The organism is Streptomyces sp. TLI_171 (assembly GCF_003610255.1).
Classification (GTDB): domain Bacteria; phylum Actinomycetota; class Actinomycetes; order Streptomycetales; family Streptomycetaceae; genus Kitasatospora.
Window position 1 is genome coordinate 5,542,450 of the sequence record NZ_RAPS01000001.1, and the last position, 24,437, is coordinate 5,566,886.

General features: G+C 74.4%; 19 protein-coding genes and 1 pseudogene. 5 read left to right on the forward strand and 15 right to left on the reverse strand.

What is annotated here, in order from left to right; translation table 11 throughout:
• Positions 1 to 56 precede the first annotated feature (56 nt).
• The 5 genes from BX266_RS24990 to BX266_RS25010 all read right to left on the reverse strand — a co-directional run bounded on the left by BX266_RS24990 (position 57) and on the right by BX266_RS25010 (position 6,764).
• Positions 57 to 2,183, reverse strand: coding sequence for a 3-hydroxyacyl-CoA dehydrogenase NAD-binding domain-containing protein (locus BX266_RS24990; protein ID WP_099903289.1), 2,127 nt, complete (start codon positions 2,181 to 2,183; stop codon positions 57 to 59).
• A gap of 2 nt (positions 2,184 to 2,185) precedes the next feature.
• Positions 2,186 to 3,403 (reverse strand): acetyl-CoA C-acyltransferase, encoded by a 1,218-nt coding sequence (locus BX266_RS24995; protein ID WP_099903290.1) that lies wholly within the window; start codon positions 3,401 to 3,403, stop codon positions 2,186 to 2,188.
• A gap of 133 nt (positions 3,404 to 3,536) precedes the next feature.
• On the reverse strand, positions 3,537 to 4,772 hold the full coding sequence (locus BX266_RS25000; protein ID WP_099903292.1) for a ribonuclease D: 1,236 nt from the start codon (positions 4,770 to 4,772) through the stop codon (positions 3,537 to 3,539).
• Between the two features lie 244 nt (positions 4,773 to 5,016).
• Positions 5,017 to 5,754 (reverse strand): response regulator transcription factor, encoded by a 738-nt coding sequence (locus BX266_RS25005; protein WP_099903293.1) that lies wholly within the window; start codon positions 5,752 to 5,754, stop codon positions 5,017 to 5,019.
• Positions 5,755 to 6,113: 359 nt separating this feature from the next.
• Positions 6,114 to 6,764 carry a DUF3000 domain-containing protein gene (locus BX266_RS25010; protein WP_099903295.1) on the reverse strand — a complete coding sequence of 217 codons (651 nt, stop codon included), beginning with the start codon at positions 6,762 to 6,764 and terminating at the stop codon, positions 6,114 to 6,116.
• A 185-nt stretch (positions 6,765 to 6,949) separates the two neighbouring features.
• Here BX266_RS25010 and hemE point away from each other — a divergent pair, with 185 nt between their 5' ends.
• A complete protein-coding gene (gene hemE, locus BX266_RS25015; RefSeq protein WP_099903296.1) occupies positions 6,950 to 8,029 on the forward strand; it encodes a uroporphyrinogen decarboxylase in 1,080 nt (359 codons plus the stop codon).
• 26 nt (positions 8,030 to 8,055) lie between these two features.
• Here hemE and BX266_RS25020 read toward each other — a convergent pair whose 3' ends face one another.
• Positions 8,056 to 8,733 carry a response regulator gene (locus tag BX266_RS25020; protein ID WP_099903298.1) on the reverse strand — a complete coding sequence of 226 codons (678 nt, stop codon included), beginning with the start codon at positions 8,731 to 8,733 and terminating at the stop codon, positions 8,056 to 8,058.
• Positions 8,700 to 9,968 carry a sensor domain-containing protein gene (locus BX266_RS25025; protein WP_099903299.1) on the reverse strand — a complete coding sequence of 423 codons (1,269 nt, stop codon included), beginning with the start codon at positions 9,966 to 9,968 and terminating at the stop codon, positions 8,700 to 8,702. Before BX266_RS25025 ends, BX266_RS25020 begins: the two co-directional genes overlap by 34 nt.
• A gap of 129 nt (positions 9,969 to 10,097) precedes the next feature.
• Between BX266_RS25025 and BX266_RS25030 the strand changes: the two genes are divergently transcribed.
• Positions 10,098 to 11,975 carry an ABC transporter permease gene (locus BX266_RS25030; RefSeq protein ID WP_099903301.1) on the forward strand — a complete coding sequence of 626 codons (1,878 nt, stop codon included), beginning with the start codon at positions 10,098 to 10,100 and terminating at the stop codon, positions 11,973 to 11,975.
• Between the two features lie 46 nt (positions 11,976 to 12,021).
• Here BX266_RS25030 and BX266_RS25035 read toward each other — a convergent pair whose 3' ends face one another.
• On the reverse strand, positions 12,022 to 13,044 hold the full coding sequence (locus BX266_RS25035) for a DUF4349 domain-containing protein (RefSeq protein ID WP_099903302.1): 1,023 nt from the start codon (positions 13,042 to 13,044) through the stop codon (positions 12,022 to 12,024).
• Between the two features lie 181 nt (positions 13,045 to 13,225).
• On the opposite strand from BX266_RS25035, the gene hemG reads away from it, so the two are divergent.
• Together hemG and hemQ are read left to right on the forward strand one after the other, a co-directional pair.
• Complete coding sequence (gene hemG, locus BX266_RS25040; RefSeq protein ID WP_099903304.1) at positions 13,226 to 14,629, forward strand: protoporphyrinogen oxidase; 1,404 nt, start codon at positions 13,226 to 13,228, stop codon at positions 14,627 to 14,629.
• Entirely contained in the window at positions 14,626 to 15,336 is a 711-nt protein-coding gene (gene hemQ, locus BX266_RS25045) for a hydrogen peroxide-dependent heme synthase (RefSeq protein WP_099903306.1), read from the forward strand. Before hemG ends, hemQ begins: the two co-directional genes overlap by 4 nt.
• A 69-nt stretch (positions 15,337 to 15,405) precedes the next feature.
• Here the strand turns inward: hemQ and BX266_RS25050 are convergent, their stop codons facing one another.
• The 3 genes and pseudogenes from BX266_RS25050 to BX266_RS41210 all read right to left on the reverse strand — a co-directional run bounded on the left by BX266_RS25050 (position 15,406) and on the right by BX266_RS41210 (position 18,623).
• Entirely contained in the window at positions 15,406 to 16,176 is a 771-nt protein-coding gene (locus tag BX266_RS25050) for a TIGR04222 domain-containing membrane protein (RefSeq protein ID WP_099903307.1), read from the reverse strand.
• 82 nt (positions 16,177 to 16,258) lie between these two features.
• On the reverse strand, positions 16,259 to 17,317 hold the full coding sequence (locus tag BX266_RS25055; RefSeq protein WP_099903309.1) for a TIGR04222 domain-containing membrane protein: 1,059 nt from the start codon (positions 17,315 to 17,317) through the stop codon (positions 16,259 to 16,261).
• 42 nt (positions 17,318 to 17,359) lie between these two features.
• Positions 17,360 to 18,623: pseudogene (locus tag BX266_RS41210) on the reverse strand (DUF692 domain-containing protein).
• Between the two features lie 216 nt (positions 18,624 to 18,839).
• Between BX266_RS41210 and BX266_RS25070 the strand changes: the two are divergent.
• A complete protein-coding gene (locus BX266_RS25070; RefSeq protein WP_099903315.1) occupies positions 18,840 to 19,751 on the forward strand; it encodes a GNAT family N-acetyltransferase in 912 nt (303 codons plus the stop codon).
• Positions 19,752 to 19,763: 12 nt separating this feature from the next.
• On the opposite strand, the gene BX266_RS25075 is transcribed toward BX266_RS25070, so the two are convergent.
• The 4 genes from BX266_RS25075 to BX266_RS25090 all read right to left on the reverse strand — a co-directional run bounded on the left by BX266_RS25075 (position 19,764) and on the right by BX266_RS25090 (position 24,312).
• Positions 19,764 to 21,821, reverse strand: coding sequence for a restriction endonuclease (locus BX266_RS25075; RefSeq protein ID WP_099903317.1), 2,058 nt, complete (start codon positions 21,819 to 21,821; stop codon positions 19,764 to 19,766).
• A 93-nt stretch (positions 21,822 to 21,914) separates the two neighbouring features.
• A complete protein-coding gene (gene msrB, locus BX266_RS25080; RefSeq protein ID WP_099903319.1) occupies positions 21,915 to 22,319 on the reverse strand; it encodes a peptide-methionine (R)-S-oxide reductase MsrB in 405 nt (134 codons plus the stop codon).
• Positions 22,320 to 22,343: 24 nt separating this feature from the next.
• A complete protein-coding gene (gene murC, locus BX266_RS25085; RefSeq protein WP_099903321.1) occupies positions 22,344 to 23,750 on the reverse strand; it encodes a UDP-N-acetylmuramate--L-alanine ligase in 1,407 nt (468 codons plus the stop codon).
• A 100-nt stretch (positions 23,751 to 23,850) separates the two neighbouring features.
• Complete coding sequence (locus BX266_RS25090; RefSeq protein ID WP_099903322.1) at positions 23,851 to 24,312, reverse strand: indole-3-glycerol phosphate synthase; 462 nt, start codon at positions 24,310 to 24,312, stop codon at positions 23,851 to 23,853.
• Between the last annotated feature and the right edge of the window lie 125 nt (positions 24,313 to 24,437).

The window sequence follows — 24,437 nt, forward strand, 5'->3', positions numbered from 1 at the left end:
ACCCCCCCCGGCCCGAAGGTGGGGGAGTGCCGCCCGGCGGTGCGGGTGAGGCGGTGTCAGGCGGGGACCGAAGCCAGGCCGGGGGCCAGGAACTTCTTGCCGTTGACGCGCTCGGAGACGCCCTCGCGGTCGAGGTACGGGGTGATGCCGCCGAGGTGGAAGGGCCAGCCGGCACCGGTGATCATGCACAGGTCGATGTCCTGGGCCTCGCCGACCACGTTCTCGTCGAGCATCAGGCCGATCTCCTGGGCGACGGCCTCCAGGGCGCGGGCGCGGACCTGGTCCTCCGTCAGCACGTTGTCGCCGAAGGTGAGGAGGGCGAGGACCTCGGGGTCGAGGACCTGGGCGCCGTCCTGCCAGATGTAGAAGCCGCGCTTGCCGGCCTTGACGACCTTGCCGAGGTTCTCGGAGACGCTGAAGCGCTCCGGGAAGGCGCCGTGCAGGGTCTCGGAGACGTGCAGGGCGATGGCGGGGCCGACCAGTTCGAGCAGGGCGATCGGGGACATCGGCAGGCCGAGCGGCTTCACCGCGGCCTCGACGGTCTCGAACGGGGTGCCCTCGTCGATGATGTTCTGGATCTCGCCCATGAAGCGGGTGAGGATGCGGTTGACCACGAACGCCGGGGCGTCCTTGGTGAGGACCGCGGTCTTCTTGAGCTTCTTGGCGACGCCGAAGGCGGTGGCCAGCGAGGCGTCGTCGGTCTGCTCGGCGCGGACGATCTCCAGCAGCGGGAGGATCGCGACCGGGTTGAAGAAGTGGAAGCCGACCACGCGCTCCGGGTGCTGGAGCTTGGAGGCCATCTCGCTGACCGACAGCGAGGAGGTGTTGGTGGCCAGGATGGTGGTCGGCGAGACCACCGCCTCCAGCTCCGCGAACACCTTCTGCTTGACGCCCATCTCCTCGAACACGGCCTCGATGACGAAGTCCGCGTCGCCGAACGCGACGGCCTTGTCGAGGTGACCGGTGACCAGGCCCTTGAGCTTGTTGGCCTTGTCGCCGCCGATCCGGCCCTTCGCCAGCAGCTTGTCGATCTCGCCGTGGACGTAGCCCACGCCCTTGTCGATGCGCTCCTGGTCGATGTCGGTGAGCACCACCGGCACCTCCAGGCGGCGCGCGAAGAGCAGCGCCAGCTGGGAGGCCATCAGACCGGCGCCGACCACGCCGACCTTGGTGACGGGGCGGGCCAGCGACTTGTCGGGCGCGCCGAACGGCTTCTTCGCGCGGCGCTGCACCAGGTTGAAGGCGTACAGGCCGGCGCGGAGCTCGCCGCTCATGATCAGGTCGGCGAGCGCGGTGTCCTCCGCGTCGAAGCCGGCCTGCAGGTCCTGGTCCTTGACCTGGGCGATGATGTCGAGCGCCTTGTAGGCGGCGGGGGCGGCGCCGTGCACCTTGGCGTCGGCGACCCAGCGGCCCCACAGCACGGCGTCGTCCCAGGCCTTGCCGCGGTCGATCTCCTCGCGCTCGACGACGACGTCGCCCTTGAGCACCTTGGCCGTCCACAGCAGCGACTGCTCCAGGAAGTCGGCCGGCTCGAAGATCGCGTCCGCGATGCCGAGCTCGAACACCTCCTGGCCCTTGAGCTGCTTGTTCTGCGCCATCGAGTTCTCGACGATGACCTTGACGGCCTTGGCCGGGCCGATCAGGTTCGGCAGCAGGGTGCAGCCGCCCCAGCCGGGGACCAGGCCGAGGAAGACCTCGGGGAGCGAGAACGCCGGGACGCCCGCGCTGACGGTGCGGTAGGTGGCGTGCAGGCCGACCTCGACGCCGCCGCCCATCGCCGCGCCGTTGTAGTAGGCGAAGGAGGGGACGGGCAGCGCGGCGATCCGCTTGAAGACGTCGTGGCCGCCCTTGCCGATGGCCAGCGCGTCGGCGTGGTCGGTGAGGATCTCGACGCCCTTGAGGTCGGCGCCGACCGCGAAGATGAACGGCTTGCCGGTGATCGCCACGGCGACCACCTTGCCCTCGGCGGCCTCGGCCTCGACCTGGTCCAGCGCCTCGGACAGCTTGGCCAGCGAGCCGGGGCCGAAGGTGGTCGGCTTGGTGTGGTCGAAGCCGTTGTCGAGGGTGATCAGCGCCAGCTTGCCGGCCTGCAGGGGCAGGTCCAGGTGGCGCACGTGCGCGGTGGTGACGACCTCGCCGGGGAAGAGTTCGGCGGCGCGCTGCAGCAGCTCAGTGGTGCTCATGGTCACTTACCACCCTCGAAGTGCGGGTTCTCCCAGATGACGGTGCCGCCCATGCCGAAGCCGATGCACATGGTGGTGAGGCCGTAGCGGACGTCGGGGCGCTGCTCGAAGCGGCGGGCCAGCTGGGACATCAGGCGCACGCCCGAGGAGGCCAGCGGGTGGCCGAAGGCGATCGCGCCGCCGTACGGGTTGACCCGCTCGTCGTCGTCGGCGATGCCGTAGTGGTCGAGGAAGGCCAGCACCTGGATGGCGAACGCCTCGTTGACCTCGAACGCGCCGATGTCGTCGATGGTCAGGCCGGCCTTGGCCAGCGCCTTCTCGGTCGCCGGGACGGGGCCGATGCCCATCACCTCGGGCTCGACGCCGGCGAAGGCGTAGCTCACCAGGCGCATCTTGACCGGCAGGCCCAGCTCGCGGGCGACGTCCTCGGCGGCGAGCAGCGAGGCGGTGGCGCCGTCGTTCAGGCCGGCCGAGTTGCCCGCGGTGATGTTGCCGTGCGGGCGGAACGGGGTCTTCAGCCCGGCCAGGCTGGCCATCGTGGTGCCCGGGCGCATCGGCTCGTCGGTGGTGGCCAGGCCCCAACCGGTCTCGCCCACGTCGGGGTTGGTGTTGCGGATGGCGATCGGCACCAGGTCGGGCTGGATGTCGCCGTTCGCGTACGCCTTCGCGGCCTTCTCCTGCGAGCGCACCGCGTACGCGTCGCAGCGCTCCTTGGTGAGGTGCGGGAAGCGGTCGTGCAGGTTCTCCGCGGTCATGCCCATGAACAGGGCGGACTCGTCGACCAGCTTCTCGGAGACGAACCGCGGGTTCGGGTCGACGCCCTCGCCCATCGGGTGCCGGCCCATGTGCTCGACGCCGCCGGCGACGACGATGTCGTACGCGCCGAAGGCGATGCCGCCCGCGGTGGTGGTGACGGCGGTCATCGCGCCGGCGCACATCCGGTCGATCGCGTAGCCCGGGACGGACTTCGGGAGGCCGGAGAGCAGTGCGGCGGTGCGGCCGATGGTCAGACCCTGGTCGCCGATCTGCGTGGTGGCCGCGACGGCTACCTCGTCGATCCGCTCGACGGGCAGGTTCGGGTTGCGGCGCACGAGCTCACGGATGCACTTGACGACGAGGTCGTCGGCGCGCGTCTCGTGGTAGATGCCCTTCGGGCCGGCCTTGCCGAACGGGGTGCGGACGCCGTCGACAAAGACGACGTCCCTCGCGGTACGAGGCACGGGGGCTCTCCTCCCAGGGGGACATGACGATGAGCGCGCCCATGAGCGGCGCAGCTGCGTCCACCAATCTACCCACGAGTAACAACGGGGGGCAAGGAGGTGGGGAGTGAGACGAAGGACGCACTCCCGACCGTTACTCGGCGGCCTCGCGGAAGGCCTTGGCCAGCGCCGGGGCGACCAGGTCGGTCTGCCACTGGCGGGCGCCCAGGGCGTGCAGGGCGTCGGCGACGGCGGTGGCGTCCGGCTGGGCGGGCGGCTCCCAGGAGACGCGGCGGACCAGGTCGGGGGTGATCAGGTTCTCGGCCGGGAGGTGGTGCTGCTCGGCGAGGGCGGTGACGGCAGCGCGGGCGCCGGTGAGGCGGGCGGCGGCCACCGGGTCCTTCTCGGCCCACGCCCGCGGCGGCGGCGGCCCGTCGTGCGGGGCGGTCGCGGGCGGCAGCGCGGACTCGGGGATCTCGCGGGCGCGCTCGATCGCGGCGAGCCACTGGTCGAGCTGGCGGCGGTTCACCCGCGGGCCGAAGCCCTGGACGGCGATCAGCGCGGGCGCGTTCGCGGGCATCGCGAGCGCCGCGTTGACGATGGCGGCGTCGGGCAGCACCCGGCCGGGGGAGACGTCGCGTTCGCGGGCGATCCGGTCGCGGGCGAGCCACAGCTCGCGGACGGCGGCGAGCTGCCGGCGACGGCGGACCTTGTGCAGCTGGGAGGTGCGCCGCCAGGGGTCCACCCGGGGGGCGGGGCGGGGGGCGGCGGCGAGGGCGGCGAACTCCTGGTGGGCCCAGTCGAGTTTGCCCTGCCGGTCGAGTTCGTCCTCCAGGGCGTCGCGGAGGTCGACCAGCACCTCGACGTCGAGCGCGGCGTAGCGCAGCCAGGGTTCGGGGAGCGGTCGGGTGGACCAGTCGACCGCGGAGTGCTCCTTGGCGAGCGAGAGGCCGAGCACGTTCTCGGTCATCGGGCCGAGGCCGACCCGGGGGAAGCCGGCCAGTCGCCCGGCCAGTTCGGTGTCGAACAGCACGCCGGGGTGCATGCCGACCTCGAACAGGCACGGCAGGTCCTGGGTGGCGGCGTGCACGACCCACTCGGTGTCGTGGATCGCCTCGTCCAGCGCGGACAGGTCGGGGCAGGCGATCGGGTCGATCAGCGCGGTGCCGGCGCCCTGGCGACGGAGCTGGATCAGGTAGGCACGCTGGCCGTAGCGGTAGCCGGAGGCGCGTTCGGCGTCGACGGCGACCGGTCCGGTACCGGTGCGGAAGGCCGCGATCGTGGCGGCCAGCGTCCCGGCGTCGGACACCACCGGTGGGAGCCCGTCCCGGGGTTCGAGCAGCGGAACCGGGGCGGTCTCTTCGGGGATGGCGGCTACGGCGTCGGTCACCCCCCAAGGGTACGTCGTGTGCCGCCGCCGGGAGTGTTGTCTGACTGGTCGGACCATGTTCGGACATATGCCAGCCGGGGTTCGCGGGGCGTTCCGGGCCGCCGCCCGGGCGTGGCGCGGAGGACCGCTGACGGCCCGTCACATGGGCGAACGCCCTGGATGCGGGCCGTCGGCCGCCCGAGAGCGGCAACGGCGACGGCCCGGAGGAAACGTTCCTCCGGGCCGCCACCAGGGACTGTGCCGATCAGTGGATGATGCCGGTGCGCAGCGCCACGGCCACCATGCCGGCCCGGTCGCCGGTGCCCAGCTTGCGGGCGATGCGCGCCAGGTGGCTCTTCACGGTGAGCGCGGACAGGCCCATCGCCACCCCGATCGCCTTGTTGGACTGGCCCTCGGCGACCAGTCGCAGCACCTCGACCTCGCGGCCGGACAGCTCGCGGTACGCGGACGGCTGGGCGCCGGGCGCACCGGGAGCGCCGGGAGCGGCGGCTCCGGGCTGGCCGGGGGCGCCGTGCGCACCCGGGTGGTGGTGGCCGGGGATGCCGGGACGGCGCATCCGGCCGGCCAGCCCGGCCGCTCCGAGCGGCAGCCCGGGGCGGCCGGGCATCGGCATGTTGGTGCGGGTGCCCGTCACCACGTAGCCCTTGACGCCGCCGGCCAGGGCCGAGCGGACCGCGCCGATGTCGTCGGCGGCGGACAGCGCCAGGCCGTTGGGCCAGCCTGCGGCCCGGGTCTCGGCCAGGACGGTCAGTCCGGAGCCGTCGGGCAGGTGGACATCCGCGATGCAGATGTCCCGGGGGGTGTTGATCCGGGGTCGGGCCTCGGCGATCGAGGAGACCTCGATGACGTCGCGGACACCGAGCGCCCATAGATGCCGGGTGACCGTGTTCCGGACCCGGGGATCAGCGATGACCACCATGGCGGTGGGCTTCGTCGGACGGTAGGCGACCACGTTTGCGGGGTGCTCAAGAAGGACCGACAACTGGGGCCTCCTGCGGGGAGTGGCGGACGGAACCCCGAGGGGGCGGTCGGAGTGTTCCGCGTCTGGAAAGGGTCACTGACACCTTCGGCATCAACCGTGCCCGGCTTTAGCGAGTGATCACGATCTGGTGAGTAACAATACGGACAAATCGCGCAGGTGACCGGTACGACATGCCCGGAAATCGCACAGATTCGATCGCTGTCGACGACACGTCGATCGGGAACGGGCAGGTAATTGACCGGGAGCGCATACGAAGTCACACTCCGTCAGTCCTGCGGGTGGCATCGCACCCGGAACGCCGGGGTGTCCCCCTGAGGTGTGGACCGCCGCTGACGGGAGGTCAGGAGATCCGGCCGGCCTCAGTGCGAGTTGCGCGGCCGGCGACGGGCCGGCATCGGCACCACACCGCCGAGCGCGCCGGGCTCGGCGACCGGCGGGGCGGGCGTGGTCGGCGGCAGGCCCGCGCACACGCACAACAGGTCCGCCCAGGCGGCCAGGTGCCGTTCGAAGCGCCGGTCGGCCGGCGTCCAGGACGCCCGCAGCTCGATCTCGGTGGACGCGCCGCGCTCGGCCAGCGCCCCGAAGTACTGGGAGTGGCACCTGGTCACCGTGCCGGACGGCTCGGCGTAGCCGGCGGCCTGCGCCTGCAGCGCGTCCAGCAGCCAGCTCCAGCCGACCTCGGACAGCAGCGGGTCGCCCGCCATCTCCGGCTCCAGCTCGGCCCGGGACATGGTGACCACCCGGAAGTCGCCGTTCCACGCCTCCGGCGCGGACGGGTCGTGCAGCAGCACCAGGGTGCCGTCCGCCAACTCCTCGCCGTCCACCTCGATCGAGGCGGCGATCGCGAAGGTGTACGGGGCCAGCCGGCGGGGGGCGGGCTGCGGGGACAGCCGTACCTCGGGGCGCAGTCTCGCCCCGGTCAGCGCCTCGACCGCGTCGCGGAACTCGATCGGCGCCGACTCCCTGCCCGTTCCTCCACCCTGTGCGGATTGCCCGCCGACCGCTGCCATGTCCGGAAGCCTAGGTGGCGCGGGCTCGCAATCCGAGCACTTTCGCCCCTCCGGCGTGCCGAAATTCCGGAATTCGAGCAGGTTGCGAGCCCGGAGTGGTCACGGGCCGCCCGAGCTGTCCGTTTTGCCTGCCGGGGGCGGCCGCCCGGCCGGGGCGCCGCCGGCACCGTGCGAGGATGTGACCCGTGAGTGAGACCCCCGCAGCCCAGTCCGGTCAGCGGCCCCGCGGCGCCGCGTACGACTCCGTCTTCCTGCGCGCCGCCCGCAACGAGCCGGTGCCCCACACCCCGGTGTGGTTCATGCGGCAGGCCGGCCGCTCGCTGCCCGAGTACCTGAAGGTGCGCGAGGGCATCCCGATGCTGGACGCCTGCATGCGGCCCGACCTGGTCAAGGAGATCACCCTGCAGCCGGTTCGCCGGCACAAGGTGGACGCGGCGATCTTCTTCTCCGACATCGTCGTCCCGCTGAAGGCGGTCGGCATCGACGTGGAGATCAAGGGCGGCGTCGGCCCGGTGATCGCCGACCCGATCCGCACCAAGGACGACCTGCAGCGGCTGCGCCCGCTGGAGCCCGACGACATGCCGTACATCACCGAGGCGGTCGGCCTGCTGGTCGCCGAGCTCGGCGCCACCCCGCTGATCGGCTTCGCCGGCGCGCCGTTCACGCTCGCCAGCTACCTGGTCGAGGGCGGCCCCTCGCGCAGCTACGAGAACACCAAGGCGATGATGTACGGCGAGCCCGAGCTGTGGGCCGAACTCGTCGACCGCCTCGCGGCGATCACCTCCGCCTTCCTGAAGATCCAGATCGAGGCGGGTGCCTCGGCGATCCAGCTGTTCGACTCCTGGGCCGGCGCGCTCGCCCCCGACGAGTACCGCCGCTCGGTGCTGCCCGCCAGCACCAAGGTCTTCGACGAGGTCGCCCCGTACGGGGTGCCGCGGATCCACTTCGGCGTCAACACCGGCGAACTGCTCGGCCTGATGGGGCAGGCCGGCGCGGACATCGTCGGCGTCGACTGGCGGGTCCCGCTGGACGAGGCCGCCAACCGGGTCGGCCCGGGCAAGGGCCTGCAGGGCAACCTCGACCCGGCGGTGCTGTTCGCCCCCACCCACGTGGTGGAGACCAAGGCCCGCGAGGTGCTGCACGCCGCGCAGGCGCTCGGCGGCAGCCACCACATCTTCAACCTGGGCCACGGCGTCATGCCGAGCATGGACCCGGACGCGCTGACCCGGCTGACCGCCTTCGTGCACGAGGCCAGCGCCCGCTGACCGGCCGTCACGGGGCCGGGGCTCTGTCAGCCCCGGCCCTCGTCGTTCAGGTACGCCAGCACGGCCAGCACCCGGCGGTGGGTGTCCTCGGCGGGCGGCAGGTCCAGCTTCAGCAGGATGTTGCCGATGTGCTTGGCCACCGCGGCCTCGGAGACCAGCAGCCGGCGACAGATCTCCGCGTTCGAGCAGCCCTGCGCCATCAGCTCCAGCACCTCGCGCTCCCGGGGCGTCAGCCGCTCCAGCGGGTCGCGGCGGCGGGCCAGCAGCCGGCGCACCACCTCCGGGTCGACCACCGTGCCGCCCGCGGCGACCGTCCGCACCGCGGCCAGGAACTCCTCGACATGGCCGACCCGGTCCTTCAGCAGGTACCCCACCCCCGAGCCGTCGCCGCTCTCCAACAGGTCGGCGGCGTACGAGCGCTGCACGTACTGGGAGAGCACCAGCACCGGCAGGCCGGGCTGCGCGGCGCGCAGCCGCAGCGCCGCCCGCAGGCCCTCGTCGGACAGGTCCGGCGGCATCCGGACGTCCGTCAGCACCAGGTCGGGGCGGTGCTCGGCGACCGCCACCAGCAGCGCGGGGGCGTCGCCGACCGCCGCCGCCACCGTGTGCCCGAAGCGCTCCAGCAGGCCGACCAGGCCCGCCCGCAGCAGGACGGAGTCCTCGGCCAGGACTAGACGGAGCGGGGGCTGGGCGTCAGGGTGCACGGGATCTCCACACGCAGCAGGGTCGGGCCACCGGGCGGGCTGCTGACGGACAGTCTGCCGCCCACCACCGCGACCCGGTCCGCCAGCCCCGTCAACCCGCTGCCCGCGGAGGCGTCCGCCCCGCCGCGGCCGTCGTCCGACACCTCCAGCGCCAGCGCGCCGCCCGACCAGCGGCCCGCCACCCGGACCCGCGACGCGCCGCTGTGCTTGGCCGCGTTCGCCAGCGCCTCCGCCACCGCGAAGTACCCCGCCGACTCCACCGGCGCGGGCAGCCGGCCCGGCACCGACACCGCCACCTCCACCGGCAGCACCGAACGGTCCGCCAGATCGGCGCAGGCGTCCGGCAGCCCGCGGTCCGCCAGCACCCGCGGGTGGATGCCGTGCACCAGCTCCCGCAGCTCCGCCAGCGCCCCGTCCGCCTCCGCGTGCGCCGCCGCCAGCCGCTCCGCCAGCGGGCCGCCGGCCGGCGCGTCCAGCCTGGCCAGGCCCAGCGCCATCGACAGGGCGACCAGCCGCTGCTGCGCGCCGTCGTGCAGGTCCCGCTCGATTCGGCGGCGCTCCGCCTCGAACGCGTCCACCAGCCGGGCCCGGGAGCGCACCAGCTCGCCGACCCCCTCCTGACCGCCCGTCAGCACCCGTACCAGCGCGGCCCGGGCGCCCGCCGCCAGCGTCAGCGGATACCCCGCCAGCGGCAGCAGCACCGCGCCCACCGCCGCCACCGCCCAGGCCTGGCCGGGCTCGTGCAACTGCCAGACCTTCAGCACGTTCACCTGCTCGCCGTCCCACGCCAGTCGGAGCGGAGCGGCGAGCAGCTGGAGCGGGACCAGCGCCCCCGCGACCACCAGCAGATCCAGCGGCCAGAGCAGGAACGCGGAGAGCAGCGCGCTGCCCGCCTCCCGCCAGGTCGCCGCCTCGCCGTACCTGACCCGCAGCCAGGCCCGCAGGCCCGGCGCCTCCGGCACCCGGTGCGGATCCGCCGGCCGCGGGCCGCCCATCAGTCGCAACAGCCGCCGCTCCCACGCCCCGAACGGCAACCCCGCCAACGGCAACGCCACCACCAGCGGCAGCCCCACCACGGCCACCGCCAACGCCCCGCCGACGGCGACCCACACCACCAGCACCCCGCACAGCACCAGCCCCGACACCCCGCACCCCAACAGGTACCCCGCCGACCGCCAGGGCCAGGAGGTGCGCAGGAAGCCGGGTCGGCGCAGCGCCTGCCAGCAGTCGGTCATCGGAGAACCCCCTTCGCTGGGAGCGACCCTAGAGGGACTGCGGGGTGGTGTCGGTAGTGCGGGGTCTACCTTCCGTGGTGGGGCTCGCGTCAGTGTGCGGGGGGCTCGGCGGGGGTTGGGTTGTCGCTCATGACGACCGCACTGACCAGGATCGCCGTCCGCTCGCTGTACGCCGGGAAGACCGCGCTGCTCGGGGCGTTCACCGCGCTCGCCCTCGGGGTCGCGCTGATGGCGGTGACGCTGCTCGGCCTCGCCGCGAGCGCCGCGCTGCCGCCCGGCGAGGACCGGGTGTCGCTGATCGCCCAACTCGGCACCGCGGGAGGGGTCGGCGTCTTCACCGCCGGCTTCGTGGTGGCGTCCACCTTCTCCTACGCGGTGGCCCGGCGGCGGCGCGAGTTCGGGCTGCTCCGCCTCGCCGGGGCGACCCGCGGACAGCTGAGGCGCACCGTCCTGCTGGAGGCCGCGCTGTTCGGGCTGCTGGCCACCGCGACGGGCGGTGCGCTGGGCCGGGCGGGGGCGCCGCTGCTCGCCCGCTGGCTGGTGGCCGCCGAGCTGGCGCCCGCGGGCTTCCGGATCGGCACGCCCGCCTGGCCGTTGGTCACCGCGTGCGCCACCGGCCCGCTGATCGCGCTCGCGGGAGTCGCCGTCGCCGCCCGGCGGGCCGGCCGGGTCCGCCCGCTGGAGGCGCTCCGGGAGGCGGACGTCGACCTGCGGGTGATGACGGCGGGCCGCTGGCTGGGCGCTCTGGCACTGCTCGGCGGGTCCGCGGCGCTCACCGCCGCCGCTCTGCTCCAGGACCCGGCGGACCTGCTGCACCGCAAGACCTACACGCTGCAGCCGATGGTGCTGGTCTCGGCCGCCGCGCTGCTCGCCCCGGTCCTGGCCCGCCCGCTGCTGCGGCTGCTGACCCTCCCGTTCACCCGCCGGCCCCGGCTGGTCCGGGCCGCCGCGCTCGGCGGTCTGCGCCGCACGGGCGCGCTCGCCGCGCCGGTGCTGCTGGCGGTCGCCCTCGCGGGCACCCTGGTGGGCGCCCCGGGCACGGTGGCCGCCGCGCGGTCCGCCGAGGCGCGGTCGCAGGTGCGGGCCGACCGGATCGTCGAACCCGGCGGCCGGGCGGACGCCTTGGCGGCCGCGCTGCGGTCGGCGCCGGGAACCGTGGTCTCGGCGACGGGCGGCGTGGCCCTGTCCGTGCTGGAATCCGACGGCACGTCAGTGCGGGCCGAGGGACGCATGGTTGACGATCCGTCGGCGCTGGCCGCGGTGCGGCGGCTGCCGGTGGTCGCGGGCGACCCGGCGGCGCTCGACGACGACAGCGTGGTGCTGTCCCGGGAGTGGGGGCACCGCACGGTGGGGGAGCCGGTGCCGGTGGTGCTCGCCGACGGCACCCGGCGCACCCTGCGGGTGGCCGCCGTGCTGCGCGACGGGACGGGCGACCAGCCGGTGTACGTCACCGCGCGCAACGCGCCCGGCGCGCGGACCGACCGGATCGAGGTGAAGGCCGGCCCGGGCGCCGAACGGCAGGTGGACGAGGCCGCGCGGGCGTACGGGGCCGCCGTCGCGTCCCGCGCCGACTGGCTGGACGCGCACTACCCGGCGGACGACCCGCGCCGGGTGCGGCGGATCGCCGCCGTCCTCGGCCTGGCCCTGCTCTACACCGCCATCTCGCTGGCCCACACCGCCGTCACCACCACCGCGGACCGGCGGCGCGAACTCGCCCAGCTCCGGCTGGCCGGCGCCACCAGGGGCCGGGTGCTGCGCCTGGTCGCCGCCGAGACCGCGCTGGTCGTCGCGGTCGGGGCGCTGCTCGGCGCCGCCGTCACGCTGGCCGCGCTCGGCGCGATGCAGGCGGCGCTGCGGCTGCTGGGCGCGCCCGCCGTGTTCGCGCTGCCGTGGGCGACGCCGGCCGCGACCGCCGCGCTCTGCGTCCTGATCGCCACCCCGTGCGCGACCCTCGCCGCGCTCCGGGCCACCGCGGACCGCCCGATCACCGCGCTGCGTCGAGGCTGAGCGGCGGAGTGCGGGCGGTCCCGGCAGGTGGGGCCGGTGGTCGGGTCTACTCGGTCTCGTCGGGGCTGTGCGCGGGCTGCGGCGGGACCGCCCAGCCCACCGGGCCCCGGTCGGGGCCGCTCGGGGCGGAGAACTGCTGCGGCTTGGGGCGGGCCCGCAGGTAGCGGCGCAGCAGCCAGCCGAGCGGGACCAGGATCAGCAGGAACGGCGCGAGCGCGGCCAGCACCATCAGCAGCACGCGCACCAGCCCGACCAGCGCCTCCCAGCCGCCGGACAGCGCGTCGCCGACCGAGTGCCAGAACCCGTCGTCGTGCCCGGCGGGGACGGGCGGGGCCGGCGTCGAGGCCGGCACCAGGTCCAGCGTCACGGTGGACAGCGAGGTGCGGGCGGTGAGCTCCTGCTGCTGGCGCTGCAGCGACTCCAGGTCGGACTCGCGGCGGGTCAGCTCGCTCTCCAGCGACACCACCTCGGCCAGCGACTTGGCGTCGGCCATCAGCGCCCGCACCCGGTCCACGCTGGCCTTCATCGACTTGACCCGGCTGTCCACGTCGGCGATCTGCTGGGTGAGGTCGTCGGCCTGGCTGGAGAGCGAGAGCCGGGTGCCGAGCCGGCCCAGCCCGTCGAGGGTCTGCTGGTACGCCGCGGACGGCACCTTGAGGACCAGGGTGGCCTGCATGCTGTCGCCCGAACCGCCGCGCAGGTTCTCGCCGGACACGTACCCGTCGGCCGCGAGCACCAGGGCGACGGCCTTGCCGCGGGCCTGGTCGACGGCGTCGACCCGTACGGTGAGCTTCGCCTGGTAGGCGATCTGACGGTTCGTCACCGCCGGGCTGCCCGCCCCGGCGGCGGTGTCCGTCCCGGCGCTCGCCGCGGCGCCCGCCCCGCTCCCGCCGGTGGCGGCCCCCTTGCCGGGGGTGGCCGCGCCGCCGGCCTGCGGGGCCACCGCGTCCTGGGCGACCCCGGCGCGCGAGGACGACTGCTCTCCGCCGTCGTTCGCACTGCACCCCGCCAGCAGCAGGACCGCGGCCAGTGCCCCGGCCGCGCCGGCTCTGCGTACGCGCATCTCCATCCGTACCCTCCCCGTGTCCCGGGGCGGACCGTTCGCCGACCCCTTCGGAACTCTGACGCCGCGGCCGCGGATCCGGACCCGCACCGGCGGTACCGGATCGATCACGCTGCGGACTCACGGCGGTCTCAGGGCACCGGAGGCGGTTCCGGCATTTCGGATAAAGGCTGGAAGACTGATCGACATGGCGAAACCTCACGTCGTGGTGATCGGTGGCGGAGTCGCGGGACTGGCCGCGGCCGCCTTCCTCAGTGCCGAACCGGTACGGGTGACCGTGCTGGAGGCGTCCGAACGCTTCGGCGGCAAGCTGCGCGGCGGCGAGGTCGGCGGCGTCCGGGTCGACCTCGGCGCGGAGTCGATGCTCGCCCGGCGGCCCGAGGCCGTCGAGCTGGCCCGCCTGGTCGGTCTCGGCGAGCAACTGGAACCGCCCACCACCGCCAAGGCCGCGATCTGGACCCGGGACGGGCTGCGCCCGCTGCCCGGCGGCCAACTCATGGGCGTACCGGGCGACCTGGACGCCCTGAAGGCCTCCGGCGTGCTCACCCCCGAGGGTCTGCAGCGGGTCGTCGACGAGCAGCCCGCCGAGCTCGGCGAGGACGCCCCGATCGGGCAGTACATCGCCGCCCGGCTCGGCCGCGAGGTCGTCGACCGGCTGGTCGAACCGCTGCTCGGCGGCGTCTACGCCGGGCACGCCGACCGGATCTCGATCCGCGCCGCCGTCCCGCAACTGCTCCGACTCGCCGAGCAGCCCGGCTCGTTGACCGCCGCCGTCGCCGAACTCAGCCGCCGCGCCACCGCCACCGGACCGGTCTTCCAGGGTCTGCGCGGCGGACTCGGCACCCTCCCGGAGGCGATCGCCGCCCACGACCGCGCCCGCGGCGCCGACCTGCGCACCGGTCACCAGGTCGAGGCCCTGCGCCGCACCCCCGACGGCTGGCAGGTCACCACCGGTGGTCGCCGGATCGACGCCGACGCCGTCGTCCTGGCCGTCCCCGCGCCGCAGGCCGCCGCCCTGCTGGCCGCCGACGCCCCCGCCGCGGCGGCCGAACTGCGCCGGATCGAGTACGCGTCGATGGCCCTGGTCACCCTGGCGTTCCGGCGCGCCGACCTCGCCGACAGCCCGCTCACCGGCAGCGGCTTCCTCGTCCCGCCGGTCGACCGGCGCAGCATCAAGGCCTCCACCTTCTCCTCCAACAAGTGGGGCTGGCTGACGCGCTCCGCCCCCGACGCCTTCCTGCTGCGCACCTCGCTCGGCCGCCACCAGGAGGACGCCGCACTGCAGTCGGACGACGCCGAACTCGTCGCCCGCTCGCTCGCCGACCTGCACGACGCCGTCGGCCTGCGCGCCACCCCGTACGACCACGCCGTCACCCGGTGGACCGACGGCCTCCCGCAGTACCCCGTCGGCCACCTGGACCGGGTCGCCCGGATCCGCACGGAGCTCGACGCCCTCGGGGCGGTCGCGGTCTGCGGCGCCGCGTACGACGGCGTCGGCATCCCGGCCGTCGTCGCCGGCGCCCGGCGGGCCGCCGACCTCCTCACCCCCGGCACCGGCAGCAACCGTCCAGAAGGGACAATGGGCTCATGACCGAAAGCACTGAGCAGCCCGTGAAGAAGAAGGCCCGCGACCTCAACCAGGTCATCCGCTACACCCTGTGGTCGGTGTTCAAGCTCAAGGACGGCCTCCCCGAGGACCGCACCGCACTCGTCGCCGAGGTCGACGCCCTCTTCGAGCAGCTCGACGCCAAGGACGTCACCGTCCGCGGCACCTACGACGTCTCCGGCCTGCGCGCCGACGCCGACCTGATGATCTGGTGGCACGCCGAGTCCTCCGACGACCTGCAGGAGGCGTACAACCGCTTCCGCCGCACCGGTCTCGGCCGCCACCTGGAGCCGGTCTGGTCGAACATGGCGCTGCACCGCCCCGCCGAGTTCAACAAGTCGCACATCCCGGCGTTCCTCGCCGACGAGCGGCCCCGCGAGTACGTCTGCGTCTACCCGTTCGTCCGCTCCTACGAGTGGTACCTGCTCCCCGACGAGGAGCGCCGCGCGATGCTGGCCGAGCACGGCAAGATGGCCCGCGGCTACCCCGACGTGCGCGCCAACACGGTCGCCTCCTTCGCGCTCGGCGACTACGAGTGGCTGCTCGCCTTCGAGGCCGACGAACTGCACCGCATCGTCGACCTGATGCGCGACCTGCGCCCCTCCCGCGCCCGGCTGCACGTCCGCGAAGAGGTCCCGTTCTTCACCGGCCGCCGCAAGCCGGTCGCCGAGCTGGTCGCCGGCCTGTACTAGGGGCCGGCCGAACGCCCGTCAGGGGCCCCGGGGACGACCCCCGGGGCCCCTGGCGGTTCCGGCCGGCGGCTAACGGTGGATCAGGGCGGCGCGCAGCCGCGGGTCCGCCACGGCGTCCGGGCCGCACATGGCGACGGCGGTGAGCAGGTCGTCCGGGGTCACGGTGTGGTGCGGGTGCGGCCAGCGCAGGGTGCGCAGCAGCGTCTGCCCGGCCGGGGCGGCCCAGGCGGTGTAGGCGTGGACGTCGACCCGGGCCATCAGCAGGGTGCCGCCGGTGAGCACCAGCGGGAGCGCGTACCAGGCGACGGCGGTCCGGGTGGCGGCGCTGTCCGGGGCGTTCAGCAGCACGGTCAGCACCAGCATCGCCGCCGCGCCGAGCAGCGCGTAGCGGACGTGCCGGATCGCCTGCAGCGCCCGGTCGCGGACCGCGGCAGGCGTGGCCAGCCCCGCCACGGCCAGCCGGTCGCCGATGTCGCGGACGGTCGGGTGGGCGGCCAGCGCCGCCTTCAACTGGGCGGTGCGGCACTGGCCTTCGGGACCGATGGCGCTGATCAGGGCCCGCTCCAGGCGGCTGCGCCCCTGCGGGTCGACCACGGTGGTCCAGCCGGTGTGGGCCAGGTGCAGCCGCCCGAGGCCGGCCATCCGGACCAGTGCGAGGTCCACCACCCGGCCCGGCCCGCCCGCCAGGTACGCGGTCTCGTACAGGCCGACCCCGGCGGGCCGCCCGGGCGGCGCCGGAAAGCGTCCGGTGAGGGTGTCCGCGACCGCCGCGACCCGTACCAGGCGGAGGCAGGAGAACACCGCGGCGGCACAGGACGGGATCAGCAGCAGCACCCACATGGTTTTTGTTCTAGTCCTGTGCCGGGCGGAAGCGGAACGCCTACCCCGGTCGCGATACCGAACTGTGACACTCGGCGGATGCTCAGGAACCGCAGCCGCCGCCCCCGCAGCTGGACCCGCAGGAGCTGGACGAACCGCACGAACTCGACGACCCGCAGGAGCTGGACGAGCCGCCGCACGAGTGCGAGGAGGAGTGCGAGGACGACCCGCAGGAGTGCCCGCCGTGCCCCGTGTGCCCGGTCGAGGAGCCGCAGGAGGCGGTGGTCGTCCCGCACCACACCGCGCCCGCGGCGACCACCCCGCTGTCGCCGGAGGAGTCCGAACTCCGGGACCGCCCGGCCTTCTTGAGCGAGGTGGGCGCGCTCCGCCCGCCGCCCAGCGCGTCCCGCAGCGGCGACAGCTCGGCGGCGCTCAGCGCCGCCGTCCCGTCCAGCGCGAACGCGCCGACCAGCGCGGCGTGTTCGGCGCGGACCTCGCGCGGGCGCCACGGCGTGCTGCCGCGGACCAGCTGCAACTGGCGCACCCCGGCCGGCGTGATCCGGGACTTCGCGGGCCGGCCGACGACCAGGTGCACGCCGGCCAGCACGGCCAGCGCGCCGAACGCGAAGAACGGGGGAGCGGTGGAGTCCCGGTCGGGACCCGACAGCCACTGGGCGGTGGAGACCGCGCCGAGCACCAGCGTGACCAGCAGCGCCAGCACCACCAGGCGGCGGGCCCGCCGGGCGGCCCGCAGCGCACCCGGGTGCCGCAGCAGCCCGCGGGCGGCCAGCGCCTCGCCGATCCGCTGCACCTCCGGGCTGCCCATCACGGAGGCGCGCAGCACCTCGGTGTCCCGCCCGGCCCGGCCGCCGACCGCGGTGATCAGCACCGCCTCGACCGGCTCGCGCGGCGCGGCGTCCGTGACGGTGACCCGCCGGGCCCGGGAGATCACCACCCGACCCTCGCGCTCCATCCGGACCAGCACGGTGTCCACCACCCGCCCCGGCCCGCCGGCCAGGAAAGCGGCGTGCAGCAGCGGAATGCCGCGCCCGGGCGGCCCCTGCGGGTCGGTGACGCGACGGCTGCGGCGGTCGAAGACGGTGGTGACGGTCATCGTCAGCACGACGAGCGCCAGTGCCACCACGAACTGGGTGTTCCACATCCCCCGTGAGTCCTTTCGTGCGAAGCGTGCGGGTGCCGGGCGTTACGGGTGCGACTTGGCCGCGCGGCGCGGCAGCAGCCGGCTCCACCGACTCTCCGCGGGGTGCAGCAGCCGGTGCAGCGCGGCGTGCCAGGACGCGCCCGGAGCGGCGTCCAGCGCCCAGTCGGCGAACGCCCGGGCGTCGGCCCGGTAGCCGCCGGTGAGCGGCCGACCGGCGGCGTACCGGGCGAACAGCGGGGCGAAGTCGGCGCCGAGCAGCTCCGGGAGTTCCGGCATCAGGTGGCCCACGGTCTCCCGGCGCTTGGCCAGCAGGCCCGCGGCCTGGGTGCGCAGCTGCGCCGGGTCGAAGCCCGCGGGCGCGGGCCCGCCCGCCACCAGGGCGGTCAACAACTGCTCCTGACGTTGCGCCAGGTTGCGCCGGGCGAGGGCGAGTTCGGCGTCCGCGCGGTCGCGGATCAGGTACTCGGTCTGTTCAGACACGGACGGGTTCCCCCTGGTGGTCGCGGGCCGCGCGGTGGACCCGACGGATGGCGTCGAGCTCGGCGGACAGTTCGGCGGGCGGCGGGTACGCGCCGTCCCGCTCCAGCAGCACCCCGGGTGGGTCGGTGCGCCCGCAGAGCGCGGCGAGCACCTCCAGCACGGGCGCGGTGACGGGATGGGTGTGGGTGTCGTGCCAGACGCCGTCGCGCTCGACCCCGCCGGCCACGTGCACGTAGGCGATCGCCTCCAGCGGCAGCCGGTCCAGTTCGGCGGCCGGGTCGACGCCCAGGTTGACCCGGTTGGTGTGCAGGTTGGCGACGTCCACCAGCAGGTGCACGCCGGTGCGCTCGACCAGCTCGGCGAGGAACTGGGCCTCCGTCAGCTCGTCGCCCGGCCAGGCCAGGTGCGCCGCGATGTTCTCCAGCGCCAGCGGGACCGGCAGTTCGGCCTGCGCGATCCGCACGTTCGCCGCCACCACCCGCAGCGCCTCCCGGGTCCGCGGCACCGGCAGCAGGTGCCCGGCCTCCAGGCCGCCCGCCCGGACGAACGCCAGGTGCTCGCTGACCAGCGGCGACCCGAGCGCCCCCGCCAGCTCCGCGAGCCGCGCCAGCCGGCCCCGGTCGGGCTCGGCGGCGTCGCCCAGGCCGAGCGACACCCCGTGCGGGACGACCGTGACGCCGCGCGCCAGCAACGCCTCCAGCGACGGCGGCAGATGGCCGGCGCAGACGTTCTCGGCCACCACCTCGACCCAGTCCAGCCCGGTCAGCCGTTCCACCGCGGTGTCGATCTCGGGCCGCCAGCCCAGACCGGTGCCCAGCCGCGGAATACCGATCGGAGACATATTCCACCCCTTTTCGACGGGCCATTGGAACGGCGCCGACTCCCCCGTTGCCGAGGGTGTATCCGCCACGGCCCGATGCCAAGCGGCACAACGGAAACTCAGAGCTGAACTTGAGGTTTCGGTTCCACTGAACGGCCGCCCGCGCGGGTGGGGGGAAATTCAGCGGCGCCCGGGAGAACGAATGGCTAACGTGACATGCCTATGACTTCGCAGCCGTACGACATCCGCCCGTTCGCACCTTCCGACGCCGCCGACGCCGCCGAGGCCTACCGGGCCGGCCGCCCGCACCAGGTCACCACCCCCGAGGTCGTCTCCTGGCAGGCCGCCCTGCCCGACTACCACCTGCTGGTCGCCGAGCGCGCCGGCCGGGTCGTCGGCACCGTACGGTTCGGCCCGGTCACCGAGAGCACCACCCCGCACCAGGGCTTCCTCAACCTCAGCGTGCTCCCCGAGCACCGCGGCGCGGGCATCGGCACCGCCCTGCTCGCGGCCGGCGAGCGCCGCCTCGCCGCCCTCGGCGTCCGGGACGTGCACGGCTGGGCCGACGGCACCCCGGAGGCGCTCGGCTTCGCCGCCGCCCGTGGCTACCGGCAGGGCCGGGCGGGCCGGTACTCCGGCCTCGACCTCACCGCCCCGCTCCCGCCGCTGCCGCCCACCCCGCCCGGCGTCGAACTGCGCACCGCCGCCGACTTCCTGGAAGACCCGTACCCCATCTACCTGGTCGACATCGACGGCACCCGCGCCGAACCCGGCGACCTCGAACTCGACGACCAGCCGTACGAGGGCTGGCTCGCCGAGATCTGGCGCCGCCCGGACCAGGACCACACCCTCACCGCGGTCGTCCTCGCGGACGGCGAACCCGTCGCCTTCTCCGCCGCCCAGACCGACGGCCGCCACACCTACTGGTCCGCCTTCACCGCCACCCGCTCCACCCACCGCGGCCGCGGGCTCGCCAAACTCGCCAAGGCCCACGCCCTCCACCGCGCCAAGGCCCGCGGCCTGACCGCCGCCTACACCCACAACGACGCGGGCAACACCCCGATGCTCGCCATCAACGACTGGTTCGGCTACCGGGTCTGCGCCGAGGAGTGGAAGCACCACAAGGCGCTCTGACGCCCGTTCGGTTCAGGCCACGTCCACTCCGTGGTCGCGGGCCAGCCCGGCCAGGCCGTCGGACCAGCCCTGGCCGACGGCGCGGAGCTTCCAACCGTCGGCGGGGTGGCGGTAGAGCTCGGCGACCAGCATGGCGGAGACCGCCGGGTCGGTGGGCGGCCGGAAGACCCAGCGGCCGGTGCCCGAGGCGAGTTCGACGGCGGGGTCGACCAGGTCGGCGCAGGTCGCGTCGCCGTCCGTGTCGAGGTTGACGGAGACCGCCACCCGCGTGACGGCCGCCGGCAGCCGGCCGGTGAGCACGGTCGCGCTGCGGTCCGCCGGCTGCAGCACCACCGCGCCGCCCTCCGCGCCGGGCTGGTGGTAGAAGACGAAGTCCTCGTCGCGGCGGACCTTGCCGTCCGGGCCGAGCAGCAGCAGCGTCAGGTCGGCGTCCGCGCCGCCGGCCCGGAACCGGACCCGGACCTCCCCGTCCGGCAGCACGGTGTTCTGACCCGGGCTCAGTTCGACGGCGGAAGGCCCCCGCTGGGCCGGGACCGCGGGCCCGAGCCGCCCGGGGAGGCCGTGTTCGCGCAGCAGGGCGAGCAGCATCGGCCCGTCGACCAGGGTGAGCGGCTTGTCCTTGACGTGCCGGTGCGAGCCCGGCCCGAAGCCCGACGTGGTCACCAGGATGCCGCGGTTGGCGCCCTGGTGGCGCATGGTGGATTCGAGGTCGCGGACGGCGCTGGGGGAGACGGTGTGCCGGTAGCGCTTGGCCTGGATGACGATCTTGCCGCCGGTGATCGGGTCGGGGTCCTCGGCGAGCACGTCGACGCCCTCGTCGCCGCTGCGGTCGGTGGTGCTGGTGCGGAAGCCGCGCCGGCGGAACAGCTCGGCGATCAGCTTCTCGAATTCGAGCGGGTCCATGGCGAACAGGTCGGGCTCGTCCTCGTCGGCGGCGAAGGTCGCGGCGGCGGGCACGGCGGTGACGGTGTCGGCCTTCTCGGGGCGGGCGGAGAGCCGTCCGCCGAGGGCGTCCACCAGACAGTCCAGCGGGGCGACCCGGTCCAGGGCGAGGCCGGCGAAGGTCTCCCGGTCGACCTCGACGGCCAGCAGGCAGCGGTCGCCGTGCTGTCCGGTGGCCGGGTCGGGGGCGACCACCACGCCGTTCAGGCCGACCGAGGCGATCAGCCCGCCGGTGTCGGCGCGGAACACCTCGGCCAGCACCCGCAGCGCGCACTGGGCGAGGACCTCGCGGTAGAGCTCCTTGCGCTGGGCGGCGGGCCGGGCGACCTCGTCCTCGCGGTCGTCGGAGCGGACGTACCGGTACCGGCCGACGGCCGGCACCACCTCGTACGGGGGCAGCTCCCAGCGCACCACCAGCCGGCGGGTGTCGGCGTCCCAGGAGGTCTCGCCGTCGGCGGGGAAGCCGTCCGGCCAGTCCTCGCGCCAGTCGATGACGGCCTCGAAGTACTCGGCGACGGCCGCGGCCTCGCCCGCGCGGAGCCGTTCGGCGAGCCTCCCGGCCTGGTCGGCCTGTCCGGCCAGCAGCCGGCGCCGCTCGGCGGCCCAGGCGTCGTACTGGGCGCGGTAGTCGGCGAGTTGGCGCTGCCGCTGCTGTTCGGCGGCCCAGGCGGCCTGCCAGTCGTACTCGAACCTGGCGCGGGCGTGCGCGGACTGCTCGTCCCACTGGCGGCGCGCCGCGGGCTGGTACGCCTGCGGGCCGGTCAACGGCGGGACCAGGTACCAGTTCTGATCGGGCATCGGCACCGGGACGCCCAGCGGCCCGGGATCGAACGGCGGCAGCGCGTCCCCGGGCCGGTCCGTCAGCGCGAACCCGCGGCCGGCCAGGCCGGTGGCCAGCACGCCGCGCAACTCGGCGACCCGCTCGTCCAGTTCGGCGGTGCGGCGGGCCGCGTCCGACTCCCGGCCCTGCTGGTACGCCTTGAGCGCCTCGCGCTCGCCCCGGGCAGCCGTCCGCTGCGCCTCCCGCTGGGCGCGCTCGTACTCGCGCTGCTGGGTGGCGGCGGCCTTGCGCTGGGCCTCCGCGCGACGGTGCTGCTCGCGCTGAGCCTCCGCCAGTACCGACCACACCCCGGAAGACCGCCGCCGCGCCACGCCCGCCCCACCCACGTCCAGACCGATCGAAAGATGATCAGTCTGGCACGCGGACGGGCCTCGGCGCCGCTACTCGGCGGGCTTCAGCGTCAGCGAGATCGAGTTGATGCAGTACCGCTGGTCGGTCGGCGTGTCGTAGCCCTCGCCCTCGAAGACGTGCCCGAGGTGGCTGCCGCACTTCTTGCAACGGACCTCGACCCGGCGCATGCCGAGGCTGACGTCCTCCAGGTACTCCACCGAGTCGCCGGCCAGCGGGGCGTAGTAGCTCGGCCAGCCGCAGTGCGAATCGAACTTGGTCTCACTGCTGAACAGTTCCGCACCGCAGGCGCGACAGCTGTACACGCCGACGGTCTTGGTGTCGGTGTACTCGCCGACGAACGGCCGCTCGGTGCCCGCCTCGCGGAGCACGTGGTACTCCTCCGGCGACAGTTCGGCCCGCCACTCGGCGTCGGACTTCTGGACCTCGTAGCTCACGGTGTTCTCCAGGGCAGCCGGGACTCAGACAGCAGGTGCAACGTCGGCCAGGGCGGCCAGAATTTCCGGGCCCAGGTTGGTCACGTCGCCCGCACCCATGGTCAGCACCAGGTCGCCGGGCCGGGCCAGCGAGGCAAGCACCGCCGGGGCGGCCGCGAAGTCGTGCTCGGCCCGGACCTCGGCGCCCGCGCGGCGGGCCGCGTCGATGATCAGCTCGGCGGTGACGCCCGGGATCGGGTCCTCGCGCGCCGGGTAGATGTCCAGCACCACCGAGGCGTCCGCCAGCGCCAGTGCCCGGCCCATCTCGTCCGCGAGCTGCTGGGTCCGGGAGAACAGGTGCGGCTGGAACACCACCAGCACCCGGCCCGGGCCCGCCGCCTCCCGGATCGCCTCCAGGTCGGCGGCCATCTCGGTCGGGTGGTGCGCGTAGGAGTCGATCACCTGCACGCCGCGGGCCTCGCCCTTCAGCTGCAGCCGCCGCCGCACCCCGGTGTACGCGCTCAGCGCCTTCGCCAGCCCGTCCGCCGGAACGCCCAGCGCGACGCCCGCCGCCAGCGCCGCCACCGCGTTGTGCGCGTAGTGCCGCCCCGGCACCGAGACGGTGAACGTCAGCCGCTCGCCGCCCAGTTCGACCGTCACCTCGCTGGTCATGCCGCGCGCCGCGACCTCCAGCACCCGCACGTCCGCGTCCTCGGCCGCGCCGACCGTCACCACGGTCAGGCCGGCCCGGCCGGCCACCCGGCGGGTCAGCTCGCGGGCGCCCGCGTGGTCCGCCGACACCACCAGGGTGCCGCCCGGCTGGATCCGCCCGACGAAGGTCTCGAAGGACTCGTAGATCTCCTCCATCGACGCGTAGTTCGCGTGGTGGTCCAGCTCCACGTTCAGCACGATCGCCACCTCGGGCGCGTACTTGTGGAAGCTGCGGTCGCTCTCGTCCGCCTCCGCCACGAAGATCTCGCCCGCCCCGTGGTGCGCGTTCGAGCCCGGCGCGTCCAGGTCGCCGCCGATCGCGTACGAGGGCTCCAGGCCCAGCTCGCCCAGGCTGACCGCCAGCATCGAGGTGGTGGTGGTCTTGCCGTGGGTGCCGGCCACCGCCAGCGCCCGGCGGCCGCCCATCAGCGCCGCCAGCGCGTCCGAGCGGTGCACCACCGGGACGCCGCGCTCCTGCGCCGCCAGCAGCTCGGGGTTGTCCGCCCGGATCGCGCTGGAGACCACCACGCTGCTGGTCCCGGCGGGCAGGTGCTCCGCCGCGTGCCCGACGAACACCGTCGCGCCCAGCTCGCGCAGCGCCCGTACGGTCTCGGACTCCTTGGCGTCGCTGCCCGACACCGTGGCGCCGCGCACCGCGAGGATCTTCGCCAGGCCGGACATGCCGGCCCCGCCGATGCCGATGAAGTGCGGGGCGTGCAGGTCGTGGGCGGCGTCGTTCAAGGCTTGCTCCGTACTGGCGTGAGGGAGGCGGAATCGGTCGTCCCGTGCGCCCTGCGGCTGCAGGACGCACGGGACGATTCTGCCCTAAGCGGGAAGCGGGTCAGGAGTCGCTGGCGAACAGTTTCAGTACCGGGACGCCGACCTCGTGCCGGGCCCGGGAGGCCCAGTCGCGGTGGAAGAACTCCTCCACGAAGTGCGGCGAGGTCAGCACCAGCACCTCGTCGGCCCGGTTCTCCTCGACCACCTCGCGCAGCCGCACCAGCGGCTGGTGCTGGACCACCTCGCCGACCGCCTCCGCGCCGGCCTGCTGCAGGTGGCGCAGGCTGTGTTCGAGGGACTCCCCGGGCAGGGTGGGCGCGTCCGCGCCCTCTTCGTGCTCGTGCACCGCCTGGTCCAGATGGCCGAGGGCCACGTCGTCCAGGGCGCGCAGCAACTCGTCCTGCTTGCCGCGGGGCTGCATCAGGACGACGAAGGAGACCTTCTCCTCGCCGTGGAGTGTGGTGACCAGCTCCACGTCGGCGTCGGAGAGTGCCTTTTCGATCATCAGTACGGTCTTGAACACGTGAGTCCCTTCGCTGGTGCGGGCCCCCGGGTCCGGCTCTTGATCCCCTTCTTTCATAGTGCCCGGAGGAAGGATTCCTCACGCTGCACACGCGCCACACGGATCACATGATCCACATCGGTCAG